The 430-nt window shown below is 76.5% G+C and carries 1 protein-coding gene; it reads right to left on the bottom strand.

Annotation, left to right across the window (positions count from 1 at the left end):
• The coding region (locus AC1DDH_RS20665; RefSeq protein ID WP_476956243.1) for an FAD-dependent oxidoreductase at positions 1-430 on the bottom strand (430 nt) is incomplete at both ends.

Here is a 430-nt window from a genome sequence, read left to right on the forward strand (position 1 = left end):
GGCCTACATGCCGGCGCCGGTCGGCCTGCCAGCCCTTGAGCGCGGCGGGCGAGGGCGTCGCCGCCAGCCGCTCGGCCAGCTCGACGGCGTCCATCAGGGCCAGGTTCGCGCCCTGGCCCAGCTGCGGGCTGGTGCCGTGGGCGGCGTCGCCGATCAGGGCGCAGGCCCCGACGTCCCAGCGGCCCACCGACACGTCGCGATAGACCGCCCGGGAGAAGCCGGTCCAGTCGTTCCTGCCGGCCAGGGCCTGCGCCAGGCCCGGCCACAGCGGCGCCAGGCGCTGGTCGCGCCAGCGGGCGAAGTCGCCGGCCAGGAAGGCGTCCATGTCGGCCACGGGCACCGACCAGAACACCGCCGTGCAGTTCTCCTCGCCGTCCGGCCCCAGGCCCACCGGCAGGGCGCCGCACATCACCTCGGCCCGGTGATAGAC

This window comes from Arthrobacter sp. 10T425, assembly GCF_056393985.1.